This window comes from Enterococcus sp. 12F9_DIV0723 (assembly GCF_002174375.1).
GTDB lineage: Bacteria > Bacillota > Bacilli > Lactobacillales > Enterococcaceae > Enterococcus_A > Enterococcus_A gilvus.
Genome location: NZ_NIBK01000001.1, coordinates 2,620,606 through 2,629,569 on the forward strand (window position 1 = coordinate 2,620,606; position 8,964 = coordinate 2,629,569).

10 protein-coding genes and 1 pseudogene are annotated in these 8,964 nt (G+C 44.5%); 2 read left to right on the forward strand and 9 right to left on the reverse strand.

Features of this window, described 5'->3' with window-relative positions:
* Positions 1 to 225: 225 nt before the first annotated feature.
* Entirely contained in the window at positions 226 to 789 is a 564-nt protein-coding gene (locus tag A5868_RS12400) for a VanZ family protein (RefSeq protein ID WP_010779760.1), read from the reverse strand.
* A 361-nt stretch (positions 790 to 1,150) separates the two neighbouring features.
* Between A5868_RS12400 and A5868_RS12405 the strand changes: the two genes are divergently transcribed.
* Both A5868_RS12405 and A5868_RS12410 read left to right on the forward strand, forming a co-directional pair.
* A complete protein-coding gene (locus A5868_RS12405; protein ID WP_176281317.1) occupies positions 1,151 to 1,534 on the forward strand; it encodes a hypothetical protein in 384 nt (127 codons plus the stop codon).
* Between the two features lie 37 nt (positions 1,535 to 1,571).
* The gene (locus tag A5868_RS12410) at positions 1,572 to 2,147 is read left to right on the forward strand and encodes a DUF2922 family protein (protein ID WP_086303294.1); all 576 of its coding nucleotides are present in this window, start codon (positions 1,572 to 1,574) and stop codon (positions 2,145 to 2,147) included.
* Between the two features lie 41 nt (positions 2,148 to 2,188).
* Here A5868_RS12410 and A5868_RS12415 read toward each other — a convergent pair whose 3' ends face one another.
* From A5868_RS12415 to A5868_RS12450, 8 genes and pseudogenes are all read right to left on the reverse strand, one after another.
* A complete protein-coding gene (locus A5868_RS12415; protein ID WP_086303293.1) occupies positions 2,189 to 2,905 on the reverse strand; it encodes a sugar transferase in 717 nt (238 codons plus the stop codon).
* 26 nt (positions 2,906 to 2,931) lie between these two features.
* Positions 2,932 to 3,696 carry a tyrosine-protein phosphatase gene (locus A5868_RS12420; protein ID WP_010779755.1) on the reverse strand — a complete coding sequence of 255 codons (765 nt, stop codon included), beginning with the start codon at positions 3,694 to 3,696 and terminating at the stop codon, positions 2,932 to 2,934.
* Between the two features lie 7 nt (positions 3,697 to 3,703).
* Positions 3,704 to 4,452 (reverse strand): annotated as a pseudogene (locus tag A5868_RS12425) (CpsD/CapB family tyrosine-protein kinase).
* A gap of 44 nt (positions 4,453 to 4,496) precedes the next feature.
* Positions 4,497 to 5,285 carry a YveK family protein gene (locus A5868_RS12430; protein ID WP_086303292.1) on the reverse strand — a complete coding sequence of 263 codons (789 nt, stop codon included), beginning with the start codon at positions 5,283 to 5,285 and terminating at the stop codon, positions 4,497 to 4,499.
* 13 nt (positions 5,286 to 5,298) lie between these two features.
* The gene (locus A5868_RS12435) at positions 5,299 to 6,144 is read right to left on the reverse strand and encodes a hypothetical protein (protein WP_010779752.1); all 846 of its coding nucleotides are present in this window, start codon (positions 6,142 to 6,144) and stop codon (positions 5,299 to 5,301) included.
* A 38-nt stretch (positions 6,145 to 6,182) separates the two neighbouring features.
* Entirely contained in the window at positions 6,183 to 6,833 is a 651-nt protein-coding gene (locus A5868_RS12440) for a class D sortase (RefSeq protein WP_010779751.1), read from the reverse strand.
* Positions 6,834 to 6,858: 25 nt separating this feature from the next.
* Positions 6,859 to 7,461: a hypothetical protein gene (locus A5868_RS12445; protein ID WP_086303291.1), complete on the reverse strand. Its 603-nt coding sequence runs from the start codon at positions 7,459 to 7,461 to the stop codon at positions 6,859 to 6,861.
* A 376-nt stretch (positions 7,462 to 7,837) separates the two neighbouring features.
* Positions 7,838 to 8,791 (reverse strand): LCP family glycopolymer transferase, encoded by a 954-nt coding sequence (locus A5868_RS12450; protein WP_010779748.1) that lies wholly within the window; start codon positions 8,789 to 8,791, stop codon positions 7,838 to 7,840.
* Between the last annotated feature and the right edge of the window lie 173 nt (positions 8,792 to 8,964).

An 8,964-nucleotide genomic window follows, 5' to 3' on the forward strand; every position in this document is an offset into this window, starting at 1 on the left:
TATTTATGATAAAACAGAGAGAAAAAGAGAGAGGATTGACGATCAATCCTACTTATTGTTAAATAACAATTCTTTCTCTATCCTAATTTTTTTAATTTTATTAATTGTTTTCTCGATTAGTTGACGCCTTTCTCCTTGATTTTTTCAATTTTAATAGCAAAAAGAATGTATTTAAAGAAATACAACAAAAAAACGATCAGGGAAAATCCCTAACCGTTTGTTTTTTTAAGCCAATCGCTCTTTAAATTTTATACATAAGAAATACCCGATCCCGCAGCCGACAGCGTTCGAAAAAATATCCCAAATATCGAAGGTCCCGATATAGAATACATATTGGATCGTCTCGATCCCGATGATCGTCGTCAATGCAATGACCGCCGCCTCCACTTTGCTGGCGCGAAGGCCATACAAGCAGCCCAACGGAATAAAATACCCGATGTTCAGCAACAGCTCGATGATCTGCTGCCCATTATTCAAATACAATTCAAAAGGATTCAAATTAAACGAATGATAGGCTCGTGCTTTCGTAAAAAGCATGATGAACAACAGTAAAAAATAGCAGCTATAAAAGAGATACAGGTAGATACTCCATAGCTTTCGCTGCTCCCATTGCCAATAAAATAGCCACAAACTCAAAAAAATAAAGAGCCACAGTGCCTCATCCGTGTATTCAAAGCGCTGCGCCATTCGGGCCAAACGAGGATAATTCTGCAACGTCGGCATGACCAAGGTATAAACCATCCCGTAGCTCAGCAGCAGAGAAACCACGCCTGCAATGATCTTCTTCACCTGATCCCCTCCTATCCTATAACAAATAAGTATAGCGAAACCTCGCAGCGGCTTCATTAAAAAGGCCGTATCCCAAGAAAAGCTTAAAGAAACGCTGCCTCGCTTCACTCGTTTTCTTCGATTTGTTTTATCGCGAACCTTCTATTATATAAGAATCCGCTTTCCATTTCAAATCGCAAAATGACTTCCCCTCCCCCCAATTTGACCGGTTTTTGCCCAAAATAGCCGTTTTTTACCTCAAAACAGGTCATTTTGAGGGTCTTGCGGTCATTTTGCGATTTGCCAAATTTTTCTCGCTCCTTTACCTTTTAAGCAACGGCCGGAACAATTCTTAAAAAGAAAGGAAGCGATCCACATGAGGATGCAAGATCTATCCCTCAACCACTATCAGCTTTTCCATTTAAAAGTAGCCACCTTAGAAAACCGCATCACCTGGTATTACCAATTAACACAAAACAGCACCACAACGATCAAATATATCTTAGCCCTGCGCGTTCGGTATCAACTTGGCGCAAAAGAATTCGCCTACGTATTGAAAGACCTTGTCCGTTACCTTTTTATGAACACCAAAGCGACCCGCACCATGAAGCGCTTTTTCTACTATTTCCAAGACTATTTCCTGGCGCCCGAGTGGCGGGCATTACGCGTCCGCGTCTTCTCCGTTACCACATACATTGAAAAAGCCCAGACCTTTTTCCACTCTCTACTGTCACACATACGCCCCGAAGAAACCAATGAACCTTGAAATGGAAGAAAAATAAAAGGAAAGGATGTGCCTAATAATGACTGAAACGACCCATTTAGTGACGACTTTCAAAGATGGTGCCGGCCGTACACACGACTGGACCTACAAAGAAGTCGACACCAGCCTGACACCGCAAGAAATGAAAGAGGCCTGCCAACTATTGACCAGCCTTGATCTTTTTGAAAAAGATGGCATAAAACTGTTTGATGCTATCGTTGTAGGAACTTTGGTGACGATCAAAGAAACCCCGATTTTCGATAGAGAGACCGATCCAGACGAAGATTCTCCTCTGGAAAAAGAAACAGAACTGCCGCAGAAAATTCTCGAAGCCGCTTCAGAAAAAAGCCCCACACCTTCAATAAGACCGAAAGAACGGGCAACTCTACCGGTCGTTGCTTTGGCCCCATCTATAAAGAGCCGATCCTTACAGAAGGATTCGGAAAAGCCAAATACTTCCAAACCGGCGGCAGCAAAACCAATCAAGAAAACGAACCCGCGAAGAAGAAGCTTGGCGCGTCTATTCCATCGTTCACAAAATAGAAATGACCCGAAGCCCTCTGCAGAAGACCGGATGGCTGATCCCATAGGCACAAAAAGCTGCCTGCGATCATGACCCTCGCAGGCAGAAAAATCCGATTGATTCAATTGACTCACTCAATACGCGCCGCTTGAGGTAAGCATGACTTTGAGCGTCTTGACGATCAGCAAAAGATCGGCGCGCGTCGTGCGTGTATTGATATAGTGAACATCCAATTCTACCATTTCCTCAAAATGGATGTCGCTGCGTCCAGAGACTTGCCATGCTCCCGAACAACCGGGCTTCACTAGCAGTCGCTGTTTGTCATACTGACTGTATTCCGCTACCTCTCTTTGCAGCGGTGGTCTTGGACCGATCAAACTCATTTCCCCCTTGATCACATTGATCAATTGAGGCAGTTCGTCTAAGCTGGTCCGTCGAATAAATTTGCCAAAGGGCGTGACTCTAGGGTCTTCCTTGATCTTGAACATCGCTCCTTTGACCTCATTTTTGATCAAAAGATCCGTTAGTTGCTCTTCCGCGTTGACACACATCGAACGGAATTTATACATCCTGAAGGGTCTGCCATTCCTACCGATACGCTCCTGTGCGAAAATCACAGATGCTCGCGGTTCTTCTTTATTTATGCGATAAGCGACCCAGATCATCACTGGAGAAATCAAAACAAGCCCAAAGCAACTCAAAAAAAGATCCATTGCTCGTTTTACGAAAGCATATCCTTTTTGGCGTTTGAGCTTCTTCTTATCGATCCAAGTCCGCTCTGAAAACGCCGGATCGTCATAAGCCTCATTCTTTGTGTGCCCACTGTCCCAAAGCGACTTTTCTGCCTTCATTACTCATTCCTCCAACAAACTGATCCTTAAAACAACTTGAACCGCGCCATTCGCACTGCCTGATAATTGGGTCGAACGACAGGATCGCCATTCACTAGGTCCTTCGCCATCTGCTGCATGTCCCCGACCATCTGTTTCCCGCCGATTTTCTGAATCTCTCTATACGCTTCTTTCATAAAAAAATTTCTATTTTTCAAACTGTGGGCATCTGAAGCGACCATATACAGCATTCGATGCTCCAGCATCTGTCTTGCCGTCTTCTGGATGTCGCTGCCAAATACCCCCACGATACTCGGCGCAGTCAACTGCGTCAGCGCCCCCATCTCAAGAAACGGCAGCAAGCGGTTCGGGTCCTGTCGAAACACCGAATTCCGCTCAGGGTGAACGATGACTGGAATATGGCCTCGATTCAACAACGAATAAAAAACTTCCTCCGTATATATCGGCACCTCATGCGTCGGCAGCTCCACTAAAAGATAGGTATCGTTCAAGTCCGTGAACAGCAACTCGCCTTTTTTGATTTTCATCAGCAAATACTCCGTCAGCCGAACTTCTTGCCCCTCTAATAACGTCAATCGCAGCCCCCGACGATCGATCTCCTGTTGCAAGAACGCCACATTTTGAATGATCTCCTCTGCGGGGTTGTTGTATTTTCCATTATTGTGGTGGGGCGTGCACATCAAATGAGTGATTCCCTGACTGATTGCTTTACGAACCATTTTCAGACTTTCTTCTAAGTTTTCCGCGCCATCATCTACCCCTGGCAAAATATGACTATGCAAATCAATCATGCGCTACTCACTTGCTTCCTTCCGTTCCGTAATAATAATACGAATCTTCGCCTTGTTTTTTCCCGTTATAGATCACACCGATGATCTTCGCCTGGACCATATCCAGCAATTTCTTCGCTTCAATAATCGCTTTTTTTTTGTCGCACGTTCGCGAATCACTAAAATCGTCCCATCCACATAGGCAGATAAAATTTGCGCATCCGTTACTGTAACGACTGGCGGCATATCAAAAATCACCAAATCAAATGAGTCTTCTAATATTTTTACTAGCTCCTGCATCCGCTGCGAACGTAAAAGCTCGGAAGGATTGGGAGGTGTCGGTCCACTAGGCATGAGGTACAGATTTTCAGTGTTCGTTTCAATCAGTCGATTGTCGATTGCTGAACTCCCTTGCGTCATGTACATGCTCTCGCTAGTGAAGCTCCCGCTTACTGAATTCCCTTCCGTCAAATAATTGCTTAACCCATTCACATTCGGAATCTTAAAACTCAAGGCAACACTGGGTTTTCTCAGATCCGCATCTACCAGCAACACACGACTGCCTGTGTTGGCAAAAACGATCGCCAGATTCGCCGCGGTGGTCGATTTTCCTTCTGAAGGTCCAGAAGAAGTGATCACCAAGGATTTTATTTTTTTATCTGCTGAAGAAAATTCGATATTGGTCCGAATTTTTCGATATTGTTCCGCCGTTGTGGAAAAAGGATTGATCGCTGCGATCAAATCAACGGGTGCAACTGTCTGTTTCTTTTTCGCCATTTACCGTCTTCTCCTACTGTCCTGAATTTTTTCTTGCCAAGATGCTAAACTCGTTTCCGCTTACGTGACGTCACCGTGCGATTGCTGATCGGACGATTGACCTCTTCTTGCGTCTTCACGATCACGCCGCGGTTTACCACTAGATCCTTTTTGCTGATCTGGGACACTTGCCCAAGAATCGGCAGCCCTAACGACTCATCAATGAAACGCTCATCCTTGACCGTTTTGTCCAAAAGCTCGATCAAGAAGGCCAACCCGACACCCAGCATCATGCCAACGACCGCCCCGATCAGTAAATTCAATTGATTGTTTGGAAAGATCGCCTTTGAGGGGACGACGCCCTTCGATGTGACCGTCACTTTACTGACCTCCAACACACCCTCGGCCTTTTTTTGGAAAGTCGCTGCGGTCACATTCGCGATCCGAGCAGCCTTATGCGGTTCTGGCGAGGTCGCGATAATGCGGAACATTTGCGAATTCTGCGCCTGCTCCACCTCGATGATTTTTTTCAGCTCGTTATTGCTGTAAGTATACTGATACTCATTCTGCAATTCCTTTTGGACGGCATCGATAACGATGTCGCCCTTGATCATGTCTTTGTATGTATTGATCAGCAGCACGTTGCCGTTGATGTCGTTTTGCAGGTTGATATTGGCCCCTTCTGCCTGCTTATTTTGGACGATTAATTGCGCCGCCGAATCATAGATCGGAGTGATCAGGAAAAAGGTGACGCCAGCCGCCAAACCGATCCCCGTGATCGTCATCATAATGATCAACAGTGCTTTCTTTTTCAAAATTTGAAATAATTCTACTACGCTGATTGTCTCTTCCATCTTTTCCCCTCCACTATTGCGCCTTAAACAATTTCTTTTGGCGAATCCCTTCACTGATCAAGACAAGCAAGATCGCCAGAACAGTGGATGCCAGCCCAACAAACACAAAACTCAGATCAAACGCAGTCACATACGTTGTCACAAATTTGTACAACCCTTCCGATGCGATCCCTAAACGATCGATCACACCACTGAAATAAATCGCCATCGGCAGCACGATCAACATCAGCCCTGCGCCAAAAAAGACGATACTGCTCCAGCGAATCCGCCGATGCTTCATTTTTACCATCAGCAACAACCCCGTCAGCAACAATAAAAACGCAACTGTCACTAAGACAGAAATAAGCGTCAACGACGAACGGAACCCCATGACTTTTCTGCCGTATTGCAGCAGATACGGGATCTCGATAAAGGCCGCATAATTCTCCGTTGCTCTATCCGCCAAATGTGTCACATTCTTTTGCGTCGTCTCATCGATCGGAATATTTTTCTGCTGCGCGTACTGCTGCACGTTGTTCAAAATATTCTTTTTGATCTGCGCCTCCCCTTGGATCTCAAAAGGAACCTCTTGGTAGATGCTGCGAATGTAATTCTCTACATTGGCAGAAACGACTTTCTTCGGTACCACATCCGACAAAACCTCCGGCGGAATATTGCTTCCCCGTCCTAGATCCTGGATGCTTTCCGTCATGTCCTTGCGAATCGTCTCCACATAGCCCGTGCGACGAACCTGCTGGATCATAAAATTCTGATTGAACAAAGTCATGCGAATACAAATCAACGCAAGCGATGCAAATAGGAGCAAAGACCCGATAAAGGCCAACAGCCATCGGGGAATATTTCGTTTTAAATGAGTCATTACTAGCCTTCCCTCCTCACAGTTGCAGTTGTCTATCCTTAGTCCTCGCCATCGATCTTAGGTCCTGAAACAAATTCCCCGATCGCAAACAATCGGTCATCCGTCAATCCCAGACTGTCGATCGGATAGCACGTATAAAGAATCAGACGCCGATCCTCTCGCTGATAGATCATCTCATCAATGACCTTGTCTTTTTTATTCCGCACATCAAGCTGATTGATGCGGTACGTATAATTTCCATACGTTGTTTGAAGCGTAATCTCATCGCCGACCTGTGCCGCACCCAATTTTCCGAAATCATCGACATTATGCCCGCCGATCAAGGTAGTGCCCACTTCGCCAGGATAAACGGAGCCCATAAACTGCCCCGCCCCTTCACGCAAAATTTCTTCGGTATCTCCAAAATATAAAGGAACATTCAATTGCAGACGCTCTATCTTCACTTTGCCATATAACTGCCCGCCCACCGGATAATCGATCTTGCTCGACGATAATTCGTTTTTCGCGTTCATCACGATCTTTTTATTATTCACAGCCGTAAATGACTGTTCTGTGGCCTCAAAATTGGGGGTATCTGTTAATAAGAACAATTGGATAGAAGACGTCACAAATTGTATGACAGGTTTTCCTATTACATAGATCAAAGAATAGCCGAAAATCAGAAAGACGATTGGAGCGACGAATGTCACTCCAACCCGCTTCCATCTTGAAGACCTAAGCAAATTTTTTACGTCCCACTACGAATGCACCTGCTGCAACGAGTAGTAAACTTGCGAAGGAAACCGCACTAGTCACATACGTCGCGCCTGTTTGTTTCACAGCCCCGCCAGATGTGTACACTGTGCTCGTCGCTGGTTTCCCAGTCGAACCAGTTGCTGACCCGACATTGTTCCCAGTGATCGTGTAGCCGCCTGGATAGAATGCCGCAGTCAAACCAAGTGCATTTGCCGCCTTAGTAATTACGTCTTTTAACTGATTCTTGACGTTCAACGGCAATGCTTTGATCAATTGTTCAACAGAGTTAATAGTAGAAACATCAACACCAGAAGACGCTATGATCGCGCGTGCACTTTGGATCTGAGCAACGACCGTGTTCACTTGCTCAGCAGAAAGCTCATTTTGTTTCAAATAGTTTTCTGCATGCGCACGTTCAAAGTCTCGAACAGTAAAAGACTTCCCACCAATCGTCACACCTTGGTCTAGTTCCGACAAAATTCCTTGCTCATCCGCAGTAATCGCACCGTCTGCATGAGCACTCGGCCCAACAAACAAAATCACTGCAATGAGTGCAATGAACCCACTTACAATTTTCTTCATCTACATACCTCCTTTACTGAAAATCGACAAACAAAAAGTCATCGAAAATAACATTTTCGATGACTTTAGTATACTTTTTATCATTTATAAAAACAATAACTTTTATATTTTATTTTTAAAAGAAAAAAATCCCTATTAAAACATAATTTTTACAACATTAATTGCATATTACTATTAATTTATTTGAAGGCATTCAATTCCTCAACCACCAAACAATTAAGTTTCCAACTGCAGCCTTTCTGTACATTTAAGCAAATAGTGATTAAAAAATAATTTTTTCGCCTGTTAATCACCTTTTCACCCACTACTGATAAAAATGAGAAAAAGATCCGAAAGAGAACATGACTCATGTCCTCCTCGGATCTTCTAGTTACGTTTATTTCAATTGTGTCTTCAATTCATCCTGTACACGTTTTAATTCCGCTGGATCTACACGCTGGTAAGAGACCCCATCCTGCATAAAGCCGGTCCCCTTCATCTGATCTGATTTAATGTTGCCAAACGCTGGCCGATAATCACCCATCAACGTCCGCATATCCGTAAAGCTCAAATCCGTCTTCACGTTCTCACCCATCGTAGTCAGAATTGATTGATAATTCGTCAATCCCGTCGTACTCAAAACCTGATTCGCGATCCCAGAAATAATCTGACGCTGCCGTGCCTGACGACCATAATCCCCTTCAGGATCATCATAACGCATCCGAGAATACTTCAACGCCAGCTCCCCATCAAGCTTTTGCTTCCCCTTAGGAAACGTCGTCCCCTCATACGTAAACTCAAACGGATTATTGACCTCGATCCCGCCGACCGCATCGACCAGCGACTCGATTCCTTCCATATTAATAGTAATATAGTGGTTGATCGGAATATCCAATAATTTCTCCACCGTGTCCATCGACATCGCCGCGCCGCCAAACGCATACGCATGATTGATCTTATCCTGCGTATTATGCCCGACGATCTCCGCATACGTGTCCCGAGGCAAACTCACAAGCACCGACTCATTCGTCGATGGATTGACAGTCGCCACCATCATCGTATCCGAGCGCCCCTGCTCCGTCCGGCCAAGCGCTCCCGTGTCCACTCCTAAAAGCAAGACACTAAAAGGATCTTGCTCAGACAAATTCACCTGACGCTGCTCCGACCCATTACGTTTCACGGTCTCAAACGTATCATCCGCCGTCGACTTCACATCATAATACATCTTCGCACCTACACCCACAATCACAACTACGATCGCTACAAGAATCCCTAACAAGGTTAAGAAAACCTTCTTCGCTTTACTCGTGCGCTTTACCCCTTGACGCCTACGCTTTTTCTTTTCAGCCATTTTATCAACTCACTTTTCAAAATATGATTAACAAATTATTTGCAGGTTTAACAATGACAATTAAATATATTTATTATTGACTAAGACTGAAACATTTTTTTTATTTTTTTTAAACTATAGAAAAAATCCTCAGCACTAAGTATTAAATATATTGCAAAGGAAATGGAATAAAT